General features: G+C 67.1%; 16 protein-coding genes and 1 tRNA gene. 8 read left to right on the plus strand and 9 right to left on the minus strand.

Annotated elements, in window-relative coordinates:
• The first annotated feature begins 4 nt into the window (after nucleotides 1-4).
• The gene (locus tag QWJ37_RS15685) at nucleotides 5-2,167 is read left to right on the plus strand and encodes a RecQ family ATP-dependent DNA helicase (RefSeq protein ID WP_290245882.1); all 2,163 of its coding nucleotides are present in this window, start codon (nucleotides 5-7) and stop codon (nucleotides 2,165-2,167) included.
• A gap of 9 nt (nucleotides 2,168-2,176) precedes the next feature.
• Here the strand turns inward: QWJ37_RS15685 and QWJ37_RS15690 are convergent, their stop codons facing one another.
• Nucleotides 2,177-3,022 (minus strand): alpha/beta hydrolase, encoded by an 846-nt coding sequence (locus QWJ37_RS15690; RefSeq protein WP_290245883.1) that lies wholly within the window; start codon nucleotides 3,020-3,022, stop codon nucleotides 2,177-2,179.
• Nucleotides 3,023-3,264: 242 nt separating this feature from the next.
• Here QWJ37_RS15690 and QWJ37_RS15695 point away from each other — a divergent pair, with 242 nt between their 5' ends.
• Nucleotides 3,265-3,843, plus strand: a complete 579-nt coding sequence (locus QWJ37_RS15695; protein ID WP_290245884.1) for a hypothetical protein — start codon at nucleotides 3,265-3,267, stop codon at nucleotides 3,841-3,843.
• On the opposite strand, the gene QWJ37_RS15700 is transcribed toward QWJ37_RS15695, so the two are convergent.
• Entirely contained in the window at nucleotides 3,819-4,655 is an 837-nt protein-coding gene (locus QWJ37_RS15700; protein WP_290245885.1) for a crotonase/enoyl-CoA hydratase family protein, read from the minus strand. The genes QWJ37_RS15695 and QWJ37_RS15700 overlap by 25 nt on opposite strands.
• Before the next feature lie 88 nt (nucleotides 4,656-4,743).
• Between QWJ37_RS15700 and QWJ37_RS15705 the strand changes: the two genes are divergently transcribed.
• Entirely contained in the window at nucleotides 4,744-5,292 is a 549-nt protein-coding gene (locus QWJ37_RS15705) for a hypothetical protein (protein ID WP_290245886.1), read from the plus strand.
• 86 nt (nucleotides 5,293-5,378) lie between these two features.
• Here the strand turns inward: QWJ37_RS15705 and QWJ37_RS15710 are convergent, their stop codons facing one another.
• The 4 genes from QWJ37_RS15710 to QWJ37_RS15725 form a co-directional block, all read right to left on the minus strand.
• Nucleotides 5,379-6,419: an aldo/keto reductase gene (locus QWJ37_RS15710; RefSeq protein ID WP_290245887.1), complete on the minus strand. Its 1,041-nt coding sequence runs from the start codon at nucleotides 6,417-6,419 to the stop codon at nucleotides 5,379-5,381.
• A gap of 12 nt (nucleotides 6,420-6,431) precedes the next feature.
• Nucleotides 6,432-7,046: a GNAT family N-acetyltransferase gene (locus QWJ37_RS15715; RefSeq protein WP_290245888.1), complete on the minus strand. Its 615-nt coding sequence runs from the start codon at nucleotides 7,044-7,046 to the stop codon at nucleotides 6,432-6,434.
• Between the two features lie 122 nt (nucleotides 7,047-7,168).
• A tRNA-Ser gene (locus QWJ37_RS15720) sits at nucleotides 7,169-7,259 on the minus strand.
• An 83-nt stretch (nucleotides 7,260-7,342) separates the two neighbouring features.
• Nucleotides 7,343-9,466, minus strand: coding sequence for a prolyl oligopeptidase family serine peptidase (locus QWJ37_RS15725; protein WP_290245889.1), 2,124 nt, complete (start codon nucleotides 9,464-9,466; stop codon nucleotides 7,343-7,345).
• Between the two features lie 97 nt (nucleotides 9,467-9,563).
• Between QWJ37_RS15725 and QWJ37_RS15730 the strand changes: the two genes are divergently transcribed.
• Both QWJ37_RS15730 and QWJ37_RS15735 read left to right on the plus strand, forming a co-directional pair.
• On the plus strand, nucleotides 9,564-11,555 hold the full coding sequence (locus QWJ37_RS15730) for an FAD/NAD(P)-binding protein (protein ID WP_290245890.1): 1,992 nt from the start codon (nucleotides 9,564-9,566) through the stop codon (nucleotides 11,553-11,555).
• A gap of 213 nt (nucleotides 11,556-11,768) precedes the next feature.
• A complete protein-coding gene (locus QWJ37_RS15735; RefSeq protein WP_227905045.1) occupies nucleotides 11,769-12,719 on the plus strand; it encodes a zinc-binding dehydrogenase in 951 nt (316 codons plus the stop codon).
• 83 nt (nucleotides 12,720-12,802) lie between these two features.
• Here the strand turns inward: QWJ37_RS15735 and QWJ37_RS15740 are convergent, their stop codons facing one another.
• The gene (locus tag QWJ37_RS15740) at nucleotides 12,803-14,296 is read right to left on the minus strand and encodes an aldehyde dehydrogenase family protein (protein WP_290245891.1); all 1,494 of its coding nucleotides are present in this window, start codon (nucleotides 14,294-14,296) and stop codon (nucleotides 12,803-12,805) included.
• 199 nt (nucleotides 14,297-14,495) lie between these two features.
• Between QWJ37_RS15740 and QWJ37_RS15745 the strand changes: the two genes are divergently transcribed.
• The gene (locus tag QWJ37_RS15745) at nucleotides 14,496-15,176 is read left to right on the plus strand and encodes a hypothetical protein (protein ID WP_290245892.1); all 681 of its coding nucleotides are present in this window, start codon (nucleotides 14,496-14,498) and stop codon (nucleotides 15,174-15,176) included.
• Between the two features lie 71 nt (nucleotides 15,177-15,247).
• Complete coding sequence (locus QWJ37_RS15750) at nucleotides 15,248-16,168, plus strand: PRC and DUF2382 domain-containing protein (RefSeq protein WP_290245893.1); 921 nt, start codon at nucleotides 15,248-15,250, stop codon at nucleotides 16,166-16,168.
• Between the two features lie 67 nt (nucleotides 16,169-16,235).
• Here QWJ37_RS15750 and QWJ37_RS15755 read toward each other — a convergent pair whose 3' ends face one another.
• On the minus strand, nucleotides 16,236-17,081 hold the full coding sequence (locus tag QWJ37_RS15755; RefSeq protein ID WP_290245894.1) for an alpha/beta fold hydrolase: 846 nt from the start codon (nucleotides 17,079-17,081) through the stop codon (nucleotides 16,236-16,238).
• A 178-nt stretch (nucleotides 17,082-17,259) separates the two neighbouring features.
• Between QWJ37_RS15755 and QWJ37_RS15760 the strand changes: the two genes are divergently transcribed.
• Complete coding sequence (locus QWJ37_RS15760; RefSeq protein ID WP_290245895.1) at nucleotides 17,260-18,369, plus strand: glutamate--cysteine ligase; 1,110 nt, start codon at nucleotides 17,260-17,262, stop codon at nucleotides 18,367-18,369.
• Between the two features lie 156 nt (nucleotides 18,370-18,525).
• On the opposite strand, the gene QWJ37_RS15765 is transcribed toward QWJ37_RS15760, so the two are convergent.
• A complete protein-coding gene (locus QWJ37_RS15765) occupies nucleotides 18,526-23,022 on the minus strand; it encodes an ExeM/NucH family extracellular endonuclease (RefSeq protein WP_290245896.1) in 4,497 nt (1,498 codons plus the stop codon).
• Nucleotides 23,023-23,190: the final 168 nt, after the last annotated feature.

The raw sequence follows: 23,190 nt of genomic DNA on the forward strand, positions 1-23,190 counted from the left end.
AGGTATGGAACGCACGGATATAGACGCCCCCTCTGACGCCCCTTCTGACGGCGCGGCCCGGAACCCCGCCCTGCATGCTGAAGCCGTGCAGCTGCTGCGGGCCTTGGTGGGCAACGATTCGGCGCAGTTCCACCAGGACCAGTTTGAGGCCATTGAGGCGCTGGTCTCCGGCGGACGGCGTGCCCTGGTGGTCCAGCGCACCGGCTGGGGAAAGTCCGCCGTGTACTTCGTCGCCAGCCTCCTGCTGCGTGCCCGCGGTGCCGGACCCACACTGATTGTCTCCCCGCTGCTGGCCCTGATGCGGGACCAGGTGGCCGCCGCCGGGCGTGCCGGGGTCCGGGCGGAGGCCATCAACTCCGCCAACCAGCTGGAATGGCAGGAGATCTCCGCCAAGCTGGAAGCCGATGAGGTGGATGTGCTGCTGGTCTCCCCGGAGCGGCTGAACAACCCGGGATTCCGGGAACAGCACCTGCCCGAACTGATCCGCCGCTCCGGGCTGCTGGTGATTGATGAAGCGCACTGCATTTCCGACTGGGGCCACGATTTCCGCCCGGATTACCGCCGGATCCGGAACCTGATTGAACAGCTGCCCGCCACCGTGCCGGTGCTGGCCACCACGGCAACCGCCAACAGCCGTGTGGTAAAGGACATAGAGGACCAGCTGGCCGCAGGCGGGGAAGACGTCTTCACCATCCGCGGTCCGCTGGCACGGAAGTCACTGCGGCTGGGAGTGCTGCGGCTGCCCAATCCTCGGGACCGGCTGGCCTGGCTGCTGACCCACCTGGAGGAGCTGCCAGGCAGCGGCATCATCTACGCCCTGACGGTATCCGGCGCTGAAGACACGGCCCGGCTGCTGCAGAAGGCCGGGCATCCGGTACTCGCGTACACCGGGCGCACCGATCCGGCGGACCGGGAGGAAGCCGAAGCGGCACTGAAGGAGAACCGGGTCAAGGCGCTGGTGGCCACCAGTGCGCTGGGCATGGGTTTCGACAAACCGGACCTGGGCTTCGTGATCCATCTGGGTGCACCCTCCTCCCCGGTGGCGTATTACCAGCAGGTGGGACGCGCCGGCCGCGGCACTCCCAACGCCGACGTCCTGCTGCTGCCCGGTGCCGAGGACCGGGACATCTGGCAGTACTTCGCCACCTCCTCCATGCCCGCCGAAGGCCCGGCCAACGCGGTGCTCGCGGAACTGGCCGACGGCGCGGTGCTGTCCACCGGGGTCCTGGAAACCCGGGTCAACCTCAAGCGCTCGCCGCTGGAACTGCTGCTGAAGGTGCTGTCCGTGGACGGCGCCGTGGAAAAGGTGACCGGCGGCTGGCGGGGCACGGGGCAGCCGTGGCACTACGACCGCGAACGCTACGAGCGGATTGCCGCAGCCCGGGTGAAGGAACAGCAGGCAATGCTGGATTACGAGAGCACCTCCGGCTGCCGGATGCAGTTCCTCTCCCTGCAGCTCGATGATCCCGCTGCGGCGCCGTGCGGACGGTGCGACAACTGTGCCGGACGCTGGTTTGCCTCCGATGTTGCCGAGGAGGCGGCGGACAACGCCGGGCAGGCATTGAACAAGGTGGGTGTGGATGTGGACCCGCGGGGTATGTACCCCTCGGGCATGGACCGGCTGGGCGTGCCGGTGAAAGGCAAGATCAAGCCGGCCCAGGCGGTCTCCTCCGGGCGTGCGCTGGCCCGGCTTACCGATCTGGGCTGGGGCGGCCGGCTGCGGGAAATCTTCGCTCCCGGCGCCGGGGACGCTCCGGCGGATCCCGCGCTGATCAACGGCTGCGTCCAGGTGCTGGCGCAGTGGGGCTGGGAGCAGCGCCCGGTGGCGATTGTGTCCGTCCCGTCCCGGTCTCATCCGCAGCTGGTGGATTCGCTGGCACGCGGCCTGTCCGAGTTGGGCCGGATCCCGTATCTGGGCGCCCTGCTGGCCCCGCACGGCGGCCCCACCGGCGGCCCGGGCGGCAACAGCGCCTTCCGGCTCGCGTCGGTCTGGGACCAGTTCGCGGTCCCGCCCGAGGGCGCTGCCTGGTTCGCTGCCAACCCGGGTCCGGTGCTGCTGGTGGACGATTTCGCGGACAGCCGCTGGACCCTGACCGAAGCAGGCCGGGTGCTGCGCGAGGCCGGTGCTGAGTCGGTGCTGCCCTTTGTCCTGGCGCTGAAGGCCTGACCGGCAGCCTCAGCTCTCGGCGAGGAAATCCAGCAGTGCCTTGTTGACCTCGGTGTGGTGGGTCCACAGCAGGCCGTGGGGTGCGCCGTCGATCTCCACATACCCGGCTTCCGGCACCAGTGTGCGGAACCGGCGGGCAGTGGCATCGATGGGCAGGATGTTGTCCGCCGTGCCGTGCAGAATCAATACCGGCTTCCCACTGTCGCGGACCGCCTCCACATCCGCCCGGAAGTCCTCAATCCAGGTGGGAACCACCGCGTAGGCGGCCATCGGCGCGCTGCCCGCGGCGGTATTCCAGCTGGCGGTCACCGCTTCCTGGCTGATCCGCGTGCCCAGGTTCTCCTCCAGGTTGTAAAAGTCGGAGAAGAAGCTGGTGAACCAGGCGAACCTGTCCTCCCGGGCGGCCGCTTCGATCCCGTCGAAGACATCCTGCGGCACACCGTCCGGGTTGTCCTCCCGGGCCACCAGGAAGGGTTCAAGCGAGGCGAGGAAGGCGAGTTTTGAAATGCGCCCGGCACCGTACCGGGAGACGTACCGGGCCAGCTCGCCGGTGCCCATGGAAAAACCGACCAGAACCACGTTGTTCAGGTCCAAGGTCTCCAACAGTGCGTTCAGGTCCGCAGCGAACGTGTCGTAGTCGTATCCGGTCCCTGCCATGGCGGACCGGCCAAACCCGCGGCGGTCGTAGGTGATCACGCGGTAGCCGGCCGCCAGCAGCTCACGGGTCTGCCGCTCCCAACTGGAGCCATCCAAGGGATAACCGTGGATCAGCACCACCGGTTGCCCGTCGCCGTGGTCTTCGTAGTAGAGGTGGACTGTGGTGCTGTTTTCGGTGCCTGCGGCAATGTATCCCATGCTGGTTTCCTCTTCCCGGTCCCTGCGGAACCAATGATCCGCTGCGCAGTACCCGCTCTGCGTCGAAGGTGACACTATTTCCGCAGTGTCGCGCCGTAAAGACGTGGCCGGGGAAACGGGTTCGCGGCCCGCCGACGCCGCGGCAGCGGAACCGCGGACGGCGTGCTAGGTTTCCCGACACCGGGACCCGACCCACGGACTAGGGCATCCCGGCAGGACGAGGGGACACACGGGGGAGAACCATGGGCACCCAAACGGCAGCGCCCACACCGGGCACGGATGCGGCGCATTCCGCCGACCGCCGGGCGGCCCTGTGGCTGTACGTTGCCACAGGCACGGCGGCAGCGCTCGGGATGGTGTGGCTGGCGGGAGCCGGCGGGCTGCCGTTTGTTCCGCAGAACCAGGCCGGCTCCCTGCTGATGGCCTTCGGCGCCGGAATCCTGGCGGCGGCCCTGCTGCTGGCCGCCTGGTTCCTCACTGCACGCGCGGAGGAACGCCTGGGGATCCGACAGCAGCGCGGAGCCCTGGCGGCACTGGCCGGGCTGGGCGTCTTCTGTATTCCGTTTACTCCCGCACTGGTCTTCAGCCCGGTTCCCGGTCTTGCGCTGATTCTGCTCTCGGTGCGGACCCGGGACCTCCGCACCGCAGCCATGGGTGGAACGGCACTGGCGGCGGCCCTGGTGCTGGCTTTTTTCCCGGACCTGCCCTTCGCGGCGCCGATCCTGGCTCTGGTTGCCGCAGCCGCGTTCGCCGTCGTTGTGCAGACACGCTCCCGCCACGGCCGGGGCGGCGCTGGCTACTCCCCGCGGAAAACCGGCTGACGCCGCTCGGTGAACGCGGCGGTGGCCTCACCGAAGTCGTGGCTGGCCAGGAACGCGGAGTTCCAGACCTGCACATAATCCAGCCCGTCCTGCACGGAGTTCTGCGTCCGCCGGTTCATTACCTGCTTGACGCCCTGCACCACCAGCGGCGGGTTCGCTGCCACCTGGGCAGCCAGCTCACGGCCCCGGGCGACGACGTCGTCAGCCACTTCGGTGACCAGGCCCAGTTCACGGGCACGGGCGGCGTCGAAGTCCTCGCCTGTCAGGGCCAGCTGCCGGGTGGCACCCTCACCGATGATGGCCGGCAGGCGCTGCAGCGAGCCGAGATCGGCCACGATGGCCACCTTCACTTCGCGGACGCTGAACCGTGCGGCAGGGGAGGAGATGCGGATGTCCGCCGCGGCGATCACATCAATGGCCCCGCCGATGCACCAGCCGTCCACGGCGGCAATCACGGGTTTGGCGCAGCGGGCCAGCGAACTGACGGCGTCCTGCAATGCGCGGATCTGCCGGCGGAAAACCTCCCGCAACCTGGCATCCATCCCGCCGGCACCCAGCAGCGGAGCGAAGACGGGAGCCATGGCCGGCAGGTCCAGGCCGTAGCTGAAGTTCCCGCCGGACCCGTACAGCAGCACGGACCGGACGTCGTCATTGGTGCTCAGGGCATCAAAGACCTCGGGGAGCTCCGTCCAGAAATCCGGGCCCATGGCGTTGCCCTTGGACGGGCCAATCAGCTGGACCTCGGCTACGCCGGCATGAATTTCGACACGGAGGGACCGCAGTCCCGGCAAAGTGGTGGCGCTGGAAGTCATGGCATCTCCGTTGATTGGCCGTGCATGTGTCGAACGTCAATATACCGGCCGTTTTAGGGCCCGGAGAAAGCGAAGCTAGGATCAAGGTATGGAGCTTGCGGTTATCATCCTCTTCGTCCTATCCATCGCTGTTGTGAGCGCGCTCGTGGGCAGGTTCGAGAAGCGCCGCGCCGCCGCGGCCAAGGACCGTCCGGCCCCGGCCGAACCGCGCCCCACCGACGGGCAGCCGGCCAGGCCTGCCCGCCCGTCGCGCCCGCGTCCCGCACCCGGGGAGACCGGCACCTCGCCGCAGGCCGCCAAGGACGCGGCCGCCCTGCTTAGCGCGGACCAGCACCGGCAGATCTATGCAGCACTGGGCCAGGGCCAGCCGGTCAAGGCACTGAAGCTTTACGCCATGTTCACCGGCGCCGGTATCCGCGCCTCGGGTGCCGCCATCCAGAACATGGCCGCACACCCGCAGCCGTACGTGCGCCCCATCCCGGACCCCGCACCCGAATCCGGGAGCGATGCCGCCCCCGCAAAGGGTGCTGCGACACCGGACGCCGCCGCGAAGGCAGGCAAGGCCGATCCGGTGGAGGAAGAGGAAATCAGCAAATGGGCGCAGCAGCTGCGGCCCGAGGATTTCCTGAAGCCCTGACGGCTCTACGAACCTGAAATAGCAACGCCGGACCGGCAGCCCGGTCCGGCGTTGCTGTTCTTCGGGGCTCTCCCTGCGTCGGGAGCTTAGCGTCCGGTGCGTCCGCCGCCGAGCAGGCGCTCGCGCTGGTTCAGCCCGTCGGGGCCATAGGGATAGTTCCCTACCTGCGGCATGCTCAGCTCGGTGAGCCTCTCGGTCTCCTCCTGAGTGAGCGTGAGGAACGCTGCGCCCAGATTGTCTGCCAGCTGGTCGGTGGTCCGTGCACCGAGAATCACCGAAGTCACTCCCGGGCGTCCTGCCAGCCAGGCCAGGGCCACCTGTGCCACCGTTGCCCCGTGGGCGTGTGCAACGGTGCGCAGCTCGTCCAGGATCCGCCAGGTCCGTTCGTTGTGGCTGCGCAGATCCCAGCCCTGGAACTGGCGGGTGGGGTTATCTCCCACGCGGGTGTTTCCCGCAGGCACCGTCTCCCGGTCATACTTGCCGGTGAGCCAGCCGCCGGCCAGCGGGGACCAGGGCAGCAGGCCCAGGCCGGCATCGAGTGCCGCCGGAACAATTTCCGATTCGATTTCACGTTCCAGCAGGTTGTACTGCGGCTGCAGGGTCACCGGCAGCGCCCAGCCGTGTTCGCGGGCCACATACACGGCCTTGGTCAGCTGCCAGCCGGTGAAGTTGGAGAGACCGTAGTAGCTGATCTTGCCTGCGGTGATGGCGTCATTGAGGAAGCCCAGGCTTTCCTCCAGCGGAGTGTACGGATCCCAGGAGTGCAGCTGGTACAGGTCCACGTGGTCCACGCCCAGCCGGGTGAGGGAGTCATCCAGGGCGCGGCGCAGGTGCCGGCGGGAGGTGCCCAGGTCATTGGCGCCCGAGCCCATGGGGAAACGGCCTTTGGTGGCCAGCACGACGTCGGCGGCGGCGTCGGGATTGGCGTGCAGCCAGCGGCCGATGATTTCCTCCGATGCACCGGCGGTGTAGACATCCGCGGTGTCGATGAAGTTGCCGCCGGCGGCCACGTAGTCATTGAGCAGGGCGTGCGAGACGCGCTCGTCTGACTCGTTGCCGAAGGTCATGGTGCCGAGGGCATAGTTGCTCACCGCAGTGCCGCTGCGGCCCAGTAGTCGCATTTCCATGGGGGGCTTCCTTCACTGTTGGGATGCTGACGGACCGGCTGCCAGCCTATCCGGCTCCGGCTCCGAACGCAGTGGCATACGATCGATGCGCAATGCGGCGAACAGCAGGGAATCCCGCCGCTGCCCGTTGACGCTCTTATGGCCGCGCAGCCTGCCCTCAAAGCGGAAGCCGTTTTTCTCCAGCACCCGCACCGAGCCGGTGTTGTCCGGGTGGCAGGTGGCTTCCACCCGTTCCAGTCCCACGGTGTCGAAGGCATGGTCCAGCAGCAGCCCGGCGGTTTCGGTGCCGATGCCCTGCCCCCAGGCATCCTTCGCCAGGGTATAGCCCAGTTCCCCGTTCCGGTCCGCGGGGCTGGTGGTCCACACCGCTGCCGTGCCCACTACCTCACAGTTCACCGTGACGGCGAGCGTGAAGCCGGGCCGCTCCGGCGCGGCAGCTTCCGCGACGGCGCCGTCAAGAAAAGAGCGGGTTTCCTCGGGCGTGTTGGGCCCCCACGTGGACCACTGAACCACCGCCGGGTCCGAGGCGAAGGAATGTACGGCGTCGAAATCGGTGGGCATGAGGTCCCGCAGGGTCACGCGCGGTCCCCTGCGTGGTCCCCTGCGCGGGAAGTTGTTAGTCGGCACGGAGCTGAATCTACCGGAGCCGGAGCGCAGTTGCCGGAGCAGGGATGCGCGCCGAAAAGGAGGGGATAAGCCGCCGTCCCGGGGGTGAACGCAAAAAGTCCCCCGGAAAACCGGGGGACTAGTGGCGGAGACGGGGAGATTTGAACTCCCGGTGGGCTTTAGGCCCACACTTCATTAGCAGTGAAGCCCATTCGGCCGCTCTGGCACGTCTCCAACATACTGATTCAGCATGGCTTGCAGCTTCCGCTGCCAGCCTGACAAGACTACCGGCAAGCGGCCGGTTTCGGCAAAACGCCTCAGGCAAGCCCGCCGGTCAGCGCTTCCCAGAGAAATTCGTAGGACATGGCGTACATGCGGGCGCTCTGCCGGTTGTCCGCCGCACCGGCATGGCCGCCCTCCAGGGCCTCATGGAACCAGACCTTGCCGGCGCCCATGGACTTCATGCGGGCGGCCATCTTGCGGGCCTGCACCGGTCCCACCCGGTCATCGCTGGTAGCGGTCCAGATCAGCGCGGGCGGGTAGGACGCGCCTTCCCTGATCAGGTGGTAGGGCGAGAAGGTCTGCACAAACTCCCACTGCGCCGGATCATCCGGATCCCCGTATTCGGCAATCCAGGAATAGCCCGCCGAAAGCTTGGTGTAGCGGCGCATGTCCAGCAGCGGCACCCCGCAGGACACGGCACCGAACAGGTGCGGATACGTGGTGAGCATGTTGCCTACCAGCAGTCCGCCGTTGCTGCGGCCGGTGCAGCCAAGATGCTCCCGGGAGGCGACGCCGCGCGCGGCCAGATCCTCTGCCACGGCAGCGAAATCCTCATAGGCTCGGTGCCGGTTCTCCTGCAGTGCGGCCCGGTGCCATGCCGGACCGTATTCCCCGCCGCCGCGGATGTTGGCCAGCACATACACCCCGCGGCGTTCCACACCGCCGGCATCGGTGATGCGGCGTTCCAGCCAGCCGCGGCCCACCATGCCGCTGTAGGCAGGAGTCAGGGAGGCCTCGAATCCGCCGTATCCGTTCAGCAGGGTCGGGTTCCCGCCGTCGAGCACCAGGTCCTTGGGGCCCACTTGGAAATACGGGACCCGGGTGCCGTCGGCGGAAACAGCGAAATGCTGTTCGACGGTAAGCCCGGAGGTGTCGAAGAACGCCGGTGAGGTCTTTACTGGCGTAGCGGTGCTTCCTTCGGACCCGCCCACAGCCAGCGTTCCCCGGGAAACAGTGGACGGGGTCAGGAACCCGGTGCTGATCAGCCAGTAATCGTTGCCGGCTTCCTCATCCTCGTCGTCCACCGCGTAGGCATCCACCGAGTGCAGCGGCGGGCAGGCGTCCAGCAGTTCCGCCCGCCAGCCCTCCTCCGGTGCCAGGACGGTGATTTGGGAGCTTACGTCGCGCAGCAGGTTCAGCAGCAGGCGGTCGCGGGTCCAGCTCCAGGATTGCAGGGAGGTGGACGGTTCCGGGGTGAAGATGCGGTGCACCTTCCGGTTTCCGCCGGTGAAGTCCGCCAATGACGCCGCCAGCAGTGACCCGGCCGGGTGGGTCTCGCCGTCGAGCTCCCAGTCGGTGCGTGGACGCAGCAGCAGCCACTGCCGGTGCACATCCACGTTCACATCCAGCGGTACGTCCAGCTGGACCCATTCGCCGCCCTCCCGCAGGAAGGTGCGGGTGTTGTAGAAGTCGATGATGTCCACGGCGATGTCGCGTTCGAACCCGGGCGTCTGGTCCCGCTGCACCACGGCCATCATGTGGTCTTCCGGGACCTCGAAGTACAGCTCGGCGTCCGCCAGCTCCTGGCCGCGGCGCAGGATCCTGCTGGTGCGGGGGTAGGAGGAGGTGGTCATGGAGCCTGGACCGAAATCGGTGCCTACGTACAGGCTGTCCTCACCGGCCCAGCTGATCCGGCTTTTCGCCGTGGGGATGTCAAAACCGCCGGGAACAAAGGCGCGGTCCACGACGTCGAACTCGCGGTAGCGGGCGGCGTCCCCGCCGTCGGGGGAAAGGACCAGCAGGGCACGCCGGTAGGAAACGCCGTCCGCGGGACGCAGGAACAGAGATCCGCCCCAGACCCACTCGGTGCCCTCGGCGGCGCTGAGTTCATCGAGGTCCAGCAGCACCTCCCACTCGGTATCCGGTGCCACATAGCTTTCCCAGGTGGTGCGGCGCCACAGGCCCTTGGGATGTTCAGCGTCGCGCCAGAAGTTGTAATAGTGGTCCCCGCGTTTTCCGGCCATGGGGATGCGGTCGGTGGAATCCAGCACCTCCAGCAGCCGTTCCTCGGTGCGCTCAAAGCCCGTCCGGGACAGCAGCTCCTCCGTCACGGCGTTCTCGCGGCGGACCCAGTCCAGCTGCCTGTCGCCATAAATGTCCTCCAGCCAGAGGAACTCGTCGGTTTCTGCAGGGGCCTGGTCAGGGTTCGCCGAAGTCATGGCCCCATTCTAGTTCCGAACACCGCCCGAGGCCGGGACACCTCTCCTGCGGGTAGGCGCGGGAATCCGGGGCACGGACTGCCGATACCCTAGAGGCATGGGTTCCACGCAAAGTCTCCGGGTAGCTGTCATCGGTGCCGGCCCGCGCGGGCTGTCGGTGCTGGACCGGCTGCTTAGCCACCGCCGCGCGTCGGAGGACCGGCGGCCGCTGACCGTTGAGCTGGTGGATCCCTTCAACCCCGGTCCCGGCCACGTCTGGCGCACCGGCCAGTCCAGGCTTTTCCTGATGAACACTCCGGCGCTGTTTCCCACGGTGGTTCCCGCCGGTGACACAGTCCGGGACCTGCTGCCCTCACCGGAGGGGCTCTCCTTTAATCAGTGGCGCGAGCTGATGTCTGCCCGCGGCCATGCCGCCGAAGGGCTCCCGGCCGGGGACCAAGCGGAACTCGCCGCGCTGGGCGCGGCGGACTTCCCCAGCCGTCCGCTGTACGGCCGGTATCTGGAATGGATGTTCGAGCAGCTGAAGAAAACCGCTGCCGAAGACGGCGTGGAGCTGGTGCACCGGCGTACCGAAGCCCTCAGCGTCACGCGGGCGCCCGATGGCCGGCTCGTGGTGGAACTGGAGGCACAGCAGGTGCTGGCCGCGGACGCCGTCGTCCTGGCCATCGGCCACCTGCCGGCACTGCTCTCGCCCGAGCAGGCGCGCCTGCAGGACGCCGCCGAGCGCCATCACCTCACCTACCTGCCGCCGGCGGTACCGGCCGACGTCGACTTCTCCCGCCTTCCCGTGGGAGAGCCGGTCCTGATCCGCGGGCTGGGGCTGAACTTCTTTGATGTGATGGCCGCCGTGACCATTGGACGCGGCGGCCGGTTCGTGGCGACCGGGCAGCCGGCCGGCCGGGCCCTGCGCTACGAACCGTCCGGGCGGGAGCCGCAGCTGATTGCCGCATCCCGCCGGGGCACACCGTACCGGGCCAAGGCCCGGCTGGACTCCTATGTGCCGCGCAGCGTACGGCTGCGCTGGCTCACCCGGGAAGCTGCGCAGGCGTTCAAGGCGGACGGGCTGCAGCCCGGCTTCGACCATGACCTGTGGCCGCTGTTGCACCGCGACGCCGTCTGGGCCTACTACAGCACCCTGGCCCGGGTGGCCGGGGACGAGTTGAACGGAACACCGCAGGAATTCCTGGAACAGCTCGAAGCCGCACTGCACCTGCCCGGACCGGAATGGGACGCGGCGAAGGAAGCGGTGCTGGACCGTTACGTCCCGTCAGGCCGGCGCACCAACCTTGAAGGTCTTGCCCAGCCGCTGGGCCGCCGCCCGTTCTCCGGTCCGCAGGAACTCGATGACGCCGTTCTCGCCTACCTGGAAGACGACGCCGCCGGGTCCGCCGCCGGGGAGGACGATCCGCTGAAGATGCTCATCGGCGCACTGAACGCCGGCCGCAGCCTGCTTAAATCCGTGGTGGCGGACGGTGGGCTGGCCGAGGCATCCTGGCTGGCGGAACTGCGCGGATGGTTTGAACCATTGGTGGAGGGCCTGGCCAGCGGTCCGCCCCCGGAACGGATTGAGCAGCTGGCCGCGCTGGTCCGTGCCGGCCTGGTGCACTTTGTCGGCCCAGACCCGCGGTTCGACGTGGACGAGGCGCGCGGCGTGTTTACCGCCTCCTCGCCATGGGTCGGCACGGAGTACGCGGCACGGACCCTGATGGAGGCGATGATGCCGCCCAACCGGGTGGACCGCAGCGTGTCCCCGCTGCTGGCCGGCCTGATCCGCGACGGACTGGCCCGGCCCAAGGTGATGATGTCCGCCGACGGTACGCCGGTGGTGACGCCCGGACTGGATGTCACGCTGCCGCCGTATCGGAGCGTGAGCGTGAGCGGTGAACCCGTCCCCAACCTGTACGTCCTGGGGCTGCAGCTCTCCTCGGTCCAGTGGGGCACCGCCATCGCCGCGGAAGCCGGGTCCTCGGCCGCGGAAGGTTCGCGGACGCTCCGCGACGCGGACGACATTGCCGCCGCTGTGCTCAGGGGTATCGGATTCGGCACCCGGGAAGACGCCGGCATGCCGGCTGTGCCGGCCGGCACCTGACCGTTCCCGCACCGGGGCCTGTGCGTCGCAGACTACCAGCGGCGTCGGCACTGCTATCTCTGCCACGCCCGGGACTCAGCGTCGCGCGAACCGCTGGGGCCGGCAGCTGCCAAAAACTTAAAATTAGGGCAAGGGCATGGTCGAGGTACGTGCTCCGGCAGGCGCCGGCAGGTCCGGTTGCTTGGTCTTCCCGTCCCGAAAGGAAACCGTCCGATGAAAGCTTGGCAGTACATGGGGAACCGTCAGCCGATCCAGCTGAACGAGGTCCCGGAACCCGTCCTAAGCCCCACCCAGGTCCTCATCGATGTGAAGGCCGCCGGCCTCTGCCACTCGGATGTGATGTACATGGAGGTGGGGGACTCCGCCATGCCGTTCCTGCCGATGACGCAGGGCCATGAAAATGCCGGTGTTATTACCGCGCTCGGCTCCGAGGTTACCGGTTTCAAGGTGGGCGATGTGGTGGGGGTGTGCTCCTCCGGCGTTCAGCCGCCCCTGGGCATGTTCACCCCCGGCGGCTTCGCCGACAAGCTGGCGGCCGACTACCGTGACCTCGCCCGGGTCCCGGACGGCTTGGATCTCTCCCTCGCCGCCCTGGCCACCGACGCCGGCATGACCTCCTACCACGCGATGATCAAGGTCGGTGGTGCCGGCAAGGGCATGAAGGTGGGCGTTATCGGCTTCGGCGGGCTGGGACAGATCGGGGCCCGCGCAGCGGTACTCGCCGGCGCCGAAGTGCACGTGGCAGAGATGAAAGAGGAAGCATGGGAGGCGGCCCGGGAAGTGGGAGCCGTTTCCTGTGTCAGGGATGCCGCGGAATGGGTGACGGATCCCCGGCGTGGCGGCGACTTTGACCTCATCGTTGACTACGCAGGCTTCGACACCACGCAGAAGGCCGTGAACGCCGTCCGGCGCGGCGGCAAGGTGGTCCAGGTGGGCTTGGGCAAGCCCACCTTCACCGTGGCGACCAACACCATCCTGGGTAAGTCCATCGAAGGGTCGCTCGGCGGCACCGTGGCCGACATTGAGGAAGTCTTCGATCTGATGCTGCGCGGGGAAATCACCCCTGCGTACGAGGAAATCGGCTTCGACCAGGTGGGTGAGGGCCTGGAACGGCTGAAGAACAACCAGGTCCTGGGCAGGCTCGTGGCCCGCTTCGGGGACTAGCTTCTGTTCCACCCCGTAAACGACGGCGGCCCCGCACCACCAAAGGTGCGGGGCCGCCGTCGTGCGTTATACCCTTGTGCCGCTTAGAACGGGTAGTCGCGCGGAGCGTGCTGGATGCTGATGGTGTGGTCGGTGGTGAACTCATCAATGGCCCACTCGCCGTTGAACCGGCCGAGGCCGGAGTTCTTCTCGCCGCCGAAGGCAATGTGCGCCTCGTCCTGGACCGGGAAGTCATTGACGTGGGTCATGCCTGCCTTGATGCGGCGGGCAAAGGACACACCCTGTTCCAGGTTGGAGGTGAACACGGCGCTGGAGAGGCCAAGATCGGTGTCATTGGCCAGGGCCAGTGCATCCTCGGCGTCCTTGGCGCGCATGATGCCTGCGATCGGGCCGAAGATTTCCTCGCGGGCCAGTTCCATGTCCTTGGTGACGTCGGCGAAGACGGTCGGGGTGAGGACCTGTCCGTTAACTTCGCCTTCAAGCACCAGACGGGCGCCCTCGGACTTGGCCGTCTCGATCTTGGTCTGCAGGCCCTCGAGCTGGTTGGCGTTGATGATCGGGCCCACAATATTCTTCGGGTCCGTGGGATCACCGGAGTTCAGGGTCTTCACGTGTGCGGTGAACTTCTCCACGAACTCGTCATAGACGGCGTCTTCCACAATGATCCGGTTCACGGCCATGCAGATCTGGCCCTGGTGCAGGAACTTGCCCATCGCTGCGGCGCGGACCGCCTGGTCCACATCGGCGTCCGCCAGCACCACAAACGGGCTGTTGCCGCCGAGCTCCAGCGCGGTGTACTTCAGCGTGGCGCCGGTGGCAGCCAGGGCCCCGATGTTCTTGCCCACCGGGGTGGAGCCGGTGAAGGAGATCATGCGGGGTACCGGGTGCTCCACGAACGCGTCACCGATTTCCGAACCGGCGCCGACGACGGCGTTCAATACGCCCGCGGGCAGGCCGGCCTCTTCGAAGACCTTGGCAATGATCAGGGCGCCGGTGACCGGGGTGTCGCTGGCCGGCTTCAGGACCACTGCGTTGCCCAGGGCCAGGGCCGGAGCCACGGAGCGCTGGGACAGGTGCAGGGGGAAGTTCCACGGGCTGATGACACCCACAACGCCCAGCGGGGCGCGGTAGACACGCAGTTCCTTGTTCGGAGTATCCGATTCCATGATCTTGCCGGAGACCCGGTGCGGGAACGTTGCCGCTTCGCGGGTGATGGAGGCGGCGGAAGCCACCTCAATGTTTGCCTTGAGCATGGTGCTGCCGGACTCGGCGTTCAGCCACGCGATGATCTCATCGCGGCGCTCATCCAGGATCTCAGCTGCCCGGGCAATCACGGTGCGGCGCTCGTTGGGAGTTTTCGCCGCCCATTCCTTCTGGGCTTCCGCAGCTGCAGCGTACGCGTCATCCAGATCCTCCCGGGAGGCCTGCTGCATGGTCAGCAACTGGGACCCGTCGAAAGGATTGGTATCTGTCAGGACCTTTTCCGACCGGCCGTCGCGCCACTCGCCGCCGATGAACTGCTTGGCGGGGATCCAATCCGTGAGGGCGGGGGACGTTGCTTCAACCTGCGTTGTCATGACTTCTCCTTGATGAATCTTGACGTGTGTTGAGGGGTATAACCGGGCCGGGGGCCGAGGAATTCCCGATGTGAAGGCGCCGGGAAAGAGTCAAGACGAATATTAAACTAAGCACCCTTTGTTTTCCCGGCGACTGCGCCTACCGTGTGGCGTACACAGGCATTGCTTCCGGCAGTTCCAACGGCAAAGGACACACCTCATGAGTACAGGGGCGAGCGCTGCGGGTGACCGCGCGCGGGGGCAGGGGATTGGAGCAGGGCGACGGGCCGGTGCTGACCCGACACCGGACGGCCGGCGTTCGGAAGATCTGCGGCCGGACACCACCGATGTGGGGGACAGCAGCAGGCAGCGGGTGGTGGAGCGCGAGAAGGCCAGCTTCGGCGGGGTGAAGATAGGCTCGGCCTTTTTCGGCTGGCTTACCGCCATTGGCACCACGGTTTTGCTCAGTGCCCTGGCCACGGCGCTCGGCGCGGCGCTGGTGGCCAATACCGATGCCGGGTCAGCGGACGCTGCCGCGCTCAGCGTGACCGGGACCATCGTGCTGCTGGTCATCCTGTTTGTGGCCTATTACTGCGGCGGTTACGTTGCCGGGCGGATGGCCCGGTTCAACGGGATGAAACAGGGCATAGCAGTGTGGGTGTGGGCTCTCCTCATTGCCGTTGTTGCCGCCATCGCAGCGGCAATTGCCGGAGACCAGTTCAATATCCTGGTCCAACTCAACGGTTTTCCGCAGATTCCTGCCCTTGGCGGCAATGCAACCGCTTCGGCTGTCATCGCCTCAGTGATTGCCGCTGCCGTGGCCCTACTGGGTGCCGTATTGGGCGGCCTGGGCGGGATGCGCTTCCACCGGCGTGTGGACAAGGCCGGCCTGGGGGACTGAGCGCTAACAGTTTGGGGGATGCACGATCCAACACAGCACCAGGCGCTGCGGCGCGGACATAGGAGACAATCGTGATCACCACCGAACAAATCGACGCCATCCTGAACCATGGGACGGTCGAAGGCCCCAACGGCGAGAAAATCGGGTCCGCCGGAGAGGTCTACCTGGACGATGAAACAGGGCAGCCGGCCTGGGTTACCACCAAGACCGGCCTCTTCGGGTCAACAGAGACCTTTGTTCCCCTGGCGGACGCCACCCTGGAAGGTTCAGTAGTCCGGGTGCCGTACTCCAAGAGCATGGTCAAGGACGCACCGCGGGTGGACGAGGACGGGCACATCAGCGAACAGGAACAGGACGAGCTCTACAGCTACTACTCCGTTGGCACCTCCTCCACCGGCCACCGCACGGATTCGTCCGGCACCTCCGGCTCTGCGGTAACGGACACGGATTCGTCCGGCACCTCGGGTTCCGGGGGAATGCAGGCGGATTCGTCCGGCACCTCGGGTTCCGCAGGAACGCACTCCGGTGTGGATGCGTCCGGGCGGTCCAGCGGTCAGCACGCACCCAAGGTGGGCCATGACACCTCCGGTCCCACCACCGATGATGCGATGACCCGGTCAGAGGAACAGTTGCGGGTGGGCAAGCAGAGCCGGGAATCCGGACGGGCGCGCCTGCGGAAATATGTCACCACCGAGAACGTCACCAAGACGGTCCCGGTGAGCCACGAGGAGCCCAGGCTTCGCCGCGAGCCGATTACCGACGCCAACCGTGACGCGGCAATGGATGGGCCTGCCATCAGCGAAGAGGAACACGAGGTTACCCTCCACGCTGAGGAACCGGTGGTACAGAAGGACACCGTTCCGGTGGAACGGGTCCGGCTGGACACCGAAACCGTGACCGAAGAGGCCACCGTCAGCGAGGACGTCAGCAAGGAAGAGATCGAAATGGAAGGCGAGGGCGGCCACGGGACGGAAGGGCGTCACCGCTCCTAGCCGTTCCTAAGCACCTCCATAGACGCAACATGGCAGCGGCGGCCGGAAGGCCCGCCGCTGCCAGACGTCAGCTGGTACTGGTCCTTCTATCCGGATGCGACCGGATCCACCGATCCAGCAGGCGTGCAAACTCGGCACTGTTGTCTTCCGGGAACCAGTGGCCGGCATCCACTGCCACTACTTCAACGTTGGGGAAACGGTCCTTCAGACCGGAGGCCAGCAGGGGAGAGATAAAAGGATCCTCCAGCGGTACGATCACCTGCACGGGACCGGCATACGTGCCCATGGGCGGGGTGGACCCGGATAACATATTGGCCCGGTAAAGCTGCAGTCCGCGGATGGCGTTATCCCCGATGCTCCGCCCTGACCGTTTTTCATAGCGCGGGGTCAGCACGTACTTCCACGCCGCCTCCGGGACGGCCGGCAGTTGAAAGGCCGCCACATAGGAACTGCGGAGCACCTGTTCCAGCGCCTGCGGCCAGCGCAGGGGAGTCCGCACCCGGGACGCCAGCCAGTTCCGAACATGTCCCAGGTCCGGGCCGGAAACGCTGGTGTAGCTGAGGATGCGTTCCTCGGCGCGTGGATCCTGCAGGGCGGCCCAGCCCTGGATTGAACCCCAGTCATGGGCGGCCAGATGAACGCTGCCGGCTCCGGTGGCGTCCAGTACCGCGTACAGATCCTCCACCAGCAGATCCAGCCGGTAGGACGCCGTCTCCTCGGTATCCACGCGTGAGGCCCCGGCATTCCGGGTGTCGTACGTAATCACATGCCGGTCCGCAGCGAGTGCCTCAACTACGGCGTCGAACACATGATGATCATCCGGGTACCCGTGCACCAGTAGGAGCGCTGGGTTCTCCGCAGTGGGCGGGGACCCGTACTCGAACACCGCCAGATCGGCGCCCCTGCTGCGCACCGTACTCCGCCGTTCCGCCGCCGTCACCGGTTGCCTGCCTCAGTGTGGACACTCATTCCAGCACCCTAGCCGGTAGCAGCTGCCACGCCAGAGTATTTGCCCGATATCGTCAGCCGACTTACAGTTGGGCTCCGGGTCAAGCAACGGCCCGCCGCATCCACCACTGAAGGGCGGAGCTATGCGCACCGTCGGGATTGAAGAGGAATACCTTCTGGTCGACGGCGACACCGGCGTGCCGTTGCCGGTGGGGCCGGTGATCTGCGCGTCGGTCCCGGCGGACGGACAGCTGATGGCGGAGTTCAAGCAGGAACAGATCGAATCCGGCACCCGTGTACATCTGGCCCTGGATACCCTCGCTGCGGACCTGATTGCCTGCCGGGCGCTCGCCGACTCGGCCGCGTCAGCGGCCGGAGCACGGGCTGCGGCACTTGCTACGTCTCCCTTGCCCTGCCTGCCCACCCTTACGGAAGGCAGCCGTTTCGCCGGTATGGAGCAGCGGTTCGCACAGATTGCCCGGGAACAGCTCACCTGCGGGTGCCACGTGCACGTGGGGGTGGAATCCGATGAGGAGGGCGTGGCGGTTCTGGACCGGATCCGCTCCTGGCTTCCGCTGCTCGCGGCACTGAGTGCCAATTCCCCGTTCTGGAACGGTATGGATACCGGCTTCGCCAGCTACCGTTCCCAGGTCTGGAGCCGGTGGCCGATGGCCGGACCGTACCCGGTCTTCGGCTCAGCAGGGAATTATCACCGTTTGGTCGGTGACCTGCTGGCCACCCAGGTTCCCATGGACCATGGGCAGATTTACTTTGATGCCCGGCTCAGCCGCAGCCACCCCACCGTTGAGGTCCGGATAGCTGATGTCTGCCTGTACCCGGATGACGCCGTCCTGCTGGCCGCCCTGGTGCGTGCGCTGGTGGAAACAGCTGCCCGGGAATGGCGGAGCGGAGCGCAGCCGCGTGAGGTCCCGGAAAGCCTGCTGCGGCTGGCCGCATGGCGGGCAGGGCGGTTTGGTCTGGACGGGGAACTGGTGGACCCGCTCGGCGCCGCCATTGCGGACAACCCCACCGTGGCGAAAACACTGCTGGAATACGTCCGGCCGGTACTGGAGGAACAGGGCGAAGTGGCCCTGGTGGAATCCCTGGGCCGGCAGGTGCTGGGCCGCGGGACCGGGTCCCGCCGGCAACGTGCCGTGTTTGCGCGCACCGGCAGCTTGGCGGCGGTGGTGTCCGACGCCGTTCGCCTCAGCAATCTCAGCACGGCGCCGCTGCTCGAACGCCACCGCACCTGAGCCGGCGTCGGAAACGACCGCAGGTCCCGGGCCAACACGTCCCGCAACCACAGGAAGCGCCGCCCCGGATATCCGGAGCGGCGCTTCCTGTGGTGTGCTGTGCTGTCCGCCCTGTCCCATACTCAGGACAGGGCGGAACTCAGCACAGGGCGGGGTTTACCGCCGTCCGGCCAGGCACAGGACGTACTGCGCCAGCTCGACGGCGTAGCGGACCCAGCCGCGGACATCCCACCAGTTCTTCGGTGCCGTGGGCGCCTTGCAGACCGGTGCCGGCGGGGCGGGCTTCTCCACCGTTACCGGCAGGGTGACCGTGGTGCCGGATCCGGCAGCCGTCAGCACCAGGCTTCCGGTTCCGGAGGCCGACGCCGGTACGGTCACCGTGACGGACGCCGAACCTGCGTTGACCGGCGCGGTGCCCAGCGGAGTCGCCGTGCCGGCGGCGTTCACGAAGCTGACGGCCAGCGAGGTGTTGGCCGGGCTGCCCAGAGATGTCAGGTTCAGCTGGGAAACCGTGAAGGTTGCTGCCGTTCCGGCCTTCACCGTGGCAGGTGCTCCCTTGACCACTACGCCCTGGCGGGCGAAGTCCGGGGAGAGCGGGCTGTTGGCCGAGATGTAACTGATCCAGGCATCCCGGTCCACCAGCCCGGTGTCGCGGGTGTTGGTGCCTTCCTGGAAGACGGTGAAGTTGTCTCCGCCCTGGGCCAGGAAGCTGAAGGTACCCACCCGGTAGTCCCGGGCCGGATCCAGGGCGGCACCGTTGACGGTCACGCTCTGGATCCGTGAGCCCCGCGGCTGGTCCGGATCGAAGGTGTAGGTGATGTTGTCTGACAGGCCGAGCGCCAGGAAGGCCCGGGAGCTGCCGTCCGGCTGCCACTGCTGCTCCAGCATCGTCTTCAGCTGGGCGCCGGTCAGCGTGGTTGTCCAGAGGTTGTTGACGAAGGGCAGTACGGCGTTGGCCTCGGCGTAGGTGATCACACCGTCCTCACCGTAGTAGAGCTCGCCGCGCAGGCCGCCCGGGTTGGTGACGCCGATTTCGGCGCCGCCGCGTTCGGGCGAAGAAAGCGTGGACAGCAGCGAATCCGCCACCAGCCCGCCGAGCGTGGACTCGGAGCTGCGGTCATCGCGGGCGGTGCCCACGAAGGCCGTAGTGATATCCGCGGTCACGGACCCGATCGGCTGGTTGCCGATTTCGGCCGAGTAGGCCAGGGCGGCGTCGACAATCCGCTTCACCTCGGCAACGGCCGGGTAGGTGGCTACCAGCTCGGCGGGAGCAGTGGTGGTACGTGCCACGTTGGACGCGGTGTAGGAAAGCACCTCATCGGTTTCGGCGTTGTACTCGAGCTTGATCTGACCGACGAATTCGCCGTAGGAGCCGGTCTGCACCACGGGACGGGTCTTGCCGTCGCCGCCCGGAATGGCAGCGTCCCACGCGTACTGCTTGTGGGTGTGGCCGGTGTAGATGGCGTCCACCAGTTCGGTGGTGTCATTGATGATCGAAGCGAACGCCCCGCCGGCGGCCAGTTCCTGCTCCAGATCCGCGCCGTCGGGAGTGCCGCTGCCGGCGCCCTCGTGGTACTCGGCGATGATGACGTCGGCCAGATCCTGTTCCTCGAGCTGCTGCGCCACCCGGTTGACGGCCTCGACCGGATCCCCGAATTCGATGGTGCTGATGCCGCCCGGGGTGACCAGCGTGCCGGTCTCCTCGGTGACAGCGCCGATGATGGCAACCTGCACGCCGTTCACATCGATGATCTCGTACTCCTGCAGGGCGGGAGTGGTGGTGCCCTTGGTGTAGACATTGGCGCCCAGGTACGGGAACTGAGCTGCCGAAGCCACGCGTCCGGTGAGGTCCTCCAAACCGGCGTCGAACTCGTGGTTGCCGACGGCGGAGGCCCGCAGCCCGAGGGCGTTGAGCACGTCAAGGGTGGGGGCATCCTGCTGTACCGAGGAGGCAAACAGCGAGGCGCCGATGTTGTCGCCGGCGGAGAGGAACAGCGAGCTGCCTTCCGGCGCGCCGGCCTTCAGCTCTTCGACCGTTCCCGCGAAGGGCACGGTGTTGGCATCAATGCGTCCGTGAAAATCATTGATGTTCAGCAGGTTCAGGGTGGAGGTGTCCGTCCCCTCGGCGGTGAGGTCCATCCCCACGAGAATCGGGTCATGGTCCGAGGACCGGTAGGGATCAGCGGCGTAGAAATCAGTGGCGTTGTAGTTGTAGCGGCTGTATTCCAGCGCCACGGACTCCACCGAGTTGATGTTCCAGATATCGGTGCCGGTGACCGCTTCATTGGCTGCAGGTGAGGCCAGGATGTGGTCGAGGCTGCCGACTGTGCCGCCGAAGGCGTAGGAGTGCTTGCCGGTGGTTGCACCGAGGTCAACGTAGCCTGCATCGGTGAGGACCTTCAGCGGATCCTCTGCGTGGTAGGCATTGAAGTCACCGAGCAGGAAGACCTTGTCGGTGCCGGCAGCCTCCGAGGCGGTGGCGGCAAAGTCCACCAGTGCCTGGGCCTGGCGGACACGGTCAGCGTTCCAGCCGCCCTGCCCGGTGTCGGCGTTCTCACCCGAAGCCGGGGCGGAGCCCTTGGACTTGAAGTGGTTGGTCACGGCCAGGATCTCGGTACCCTCGTCACCGCCGGCGGGCCGGAAGGCCTGCGCCATCGGCTCACGGGCGTTGGAGAAGACGGCCTCGTTGTCCAGGATGGTGGATTCGCCCACCGGCTCTGCAGTGCCGGTGCGGTAGATGAAGGCGGTCCGGATCACGTCCTCGTCCGCGGGCAGGGCCGCGGGGGAGCGGACGTAGTCCCAGGTGCCCGGTGCCTCGGCGTTCAGTGCGGCCACGAGGCGGGAGAGTGCATCGTCGCGGTCCTTGCCGAACTTGGCGGAATTCTCCACCTCCATCAGCGAGACCACGTCGGCGCCCAGCGCGTTGATGGCGGCCACGATCTTGGCCTGCTGGCGCTCCAGATTGGCCGCGTTGGCGGCGCCGCGGGCATCGCAGCCGCCGCGGACGGTTACGGGAGCTCCGCTGCGGTCATTGTAGAAAGTGCAGCCGGTCAGGCTGTCTCCGGTGGTGGTGAAGTAATTCAGCACGTTGAAGGAGGCCAGCTTCAGGTTGCCGCCCACGCTCTCGGGCGCAGCGGTGCGGGTGTCGGAGAACGACGCCGGCTGGACCGTTGCGGCGTTGGCGGGTGTCAGCTCGGTCAGCGGCTGGAATTTCCAGGCGCTGTTGCGGAAGTCCAGGATGACGCCGGTGCTGAACGTGGCTGCGGCCCCGACCCGGACCGGGGTTTCGGGTGTGAGGTAGGGCAGCGGCTTGTCCATGTTGGCCGCGTTGAGGAAGTTGGTGCTGGCACCGTCGTCGAGCTTTACGGCCCGGGCGGCGTTGTCGGCCACGACTGCGGCGTGTTCCGCGGTGCCGACGGCGGCCACGGCGGTGGGCTGGACCAGCGCGGACGTGCCGGCGGCGAGGCCGATTTCGGCGTACTGGTTCAGGGAGAAGTTGTCGGTGACGGTGAAGTCCCCCTGCGGGGCGAGGAGCATGCCCTCCAGGGTTTCGCGGGCTTCGTCCGTGGCGGGCCAGGCCACCGCAGCGGGCTTGACCTCCGGTGCTGCCTCGCTGAGCTTGGTCATCGCGCCGGCGGCAACCGTGAGCTGGGTGAGCTCGAAGTATTCGCCCACGGTGCCGGTGACCTCGACGTAGTCGCCTGCGGCTACCTGGCCGACCGTGGCCGCGGAGAAGATGAAAATGCCGTCCGATGCGGTGTGCGCAGCGGGATCAAGGTCTCCGCCGGTTCCCGGGGTCTGGATGTAGTACCCGTTGAAGCCGCCGGTGGGGTACACCGCGGTGACCTTGCCGCGTGTGGTGACGGACTGGCCGATCATCGGGCTGGCAGCTCCGGTGCCCTGGATCTCGGCAATCGGAACCACCGCGCCGGGCTCGGGCGGTGTCGTCGGCGTCGGGGTCGGCGTCGGCGTGGGCGTCGGTGTCGGTTCCGGGGTGACGGTACCTGCGGAGGATGTCGGCGTGACGGCGGTGCTGAGCGTGAAGTCCGCGGCGTTGTTGTTGGAGTCTGCGAAGCCGGTGCGGTTCAGTGACTTCGGATCGGAATTTCCTGCCGGTGCCCCGGCCGCAGCAGTCTCGAACGTGTTGGAGGCACCGTAGCCGAGCAGGTCGACGACGCCGGGGGCGGCGGTCACCGAGCCGGTGGGCAGGGGATCCACCCGGGTGGACTGGTTGGAGAGGATCAGGGTGCCGGCCGCGCCGGAGAAGCTGGCTCCGATGCTGGCGTCAGCGGCAGGAAGTGCTGCACCGGTGGTGCCGTTGCTGGCGCCCGAAACCAGGTAGTAGCCGCCGGGGGCGATGCTGCCCGAGAGCGCACCAATACCGGTGGGAGCTGCAGTGGCACCGGAGGAGCGGTACTGGAGGGACCAGCCGTCCAGGCTCACCGGCTCACTGGTGGGATTGTAGAGCTCAACGAATTTCGTGTTGAACGGGGCATTGGCGCTGCCGCCGGACAAATATGCCTCATTGATAATGATGCCGGGGACGGCAGCTTTGCCGTCCTGTGCGTAAGCCGGGAACGCGGTCAGCGGCGCGGCGAGCAGGCCGGCCGAGAGGGTTGTTCCCAGCACGGCCTTCCAGGTTGAAGGTCTCATGCCTCATACTCCTTGGTCGGCCGTGCGGGCCGACGGGTCATGGCCGCGCGGTGCGGCAAGGGGGTAGCGCAAGTGATGCTGTCCGGCTCCGTGACGGACGGACGGCGGTGGTGGCGGGGTGGTACGGAATGACGCTAAATGACGCAGGTTACAACCAGATGACCGTGA

This window comes from Arthrobacter sp. YD2 (assembly GCF_030410475.1).
Classification (GTDB): Bacteria; Actinomycetota; Actinomycetes; order Actinomycetales; family Micrococcaceae; genus Arthrobacter_B; species Arthrobacter_B zhangbolii.